The 393-nt window shown below is 60.8% G+C and carries 1 protein-coding gene; it reads left to right on the top strand.

The window, feature by feature from the left end:
• Positions 1 to 393 (top strand): ABC transporter ATP-binding protein (locus SB765_RS28195; protein WP_410932294.1); only part of this gene is annotated, 393 nt, incomplete at both ends.

Below are 393 nucleotides of genomic sequence, written 5' to 3'. Positions count from 1 at the left end.
GCAGCAGCCCGCCACCGAGCGCGGCATTGCTATGGTGTTTCAGTCTTATGCGCTCTACCCCAACATGACGGTGCGCGGCAACCTGGCCTATCCGCTTGAGGTAATGAAAAAGTCCAAAGCGGAGATCAACGAGGCGATTGCCCGGACGGCCGCCCGCCTGCATCTCACCGAACTGCTCGACCGCCTGCCGCGCGCGCTCTCTGGCGGACAACGGCAGCGCGTGGCGATTGGCCGGGCAATTATCCGTCATCCGCGTATTTTCCTGTTCGATGAGCCGCTCTCTAACCTCGATGCCGAGCTGCGTTTGCAGATGCGGATTGAGATTGCGCGGCTGCACGCCTCGCTCGGCAACACCATGATTTATGTCACCCACGATCAACTGGAGGCGATGAC

Origin of the sequence: Pseudomonas sp. SIMBA_067 (assembly GCF_046534675.1) — a bacterium.
Lineage (GTDB): Bacteria > Pseudomonadota > Gammaproteobacteria > Pseudomonadales > Pseudomonadaceae > Aquipseudomonas > Aquipseudomonas putida.
Note: the sequence above shows the minus strand (reverse complement) of the source record. Positions and strands in the feature narration are given on the sequence as shown.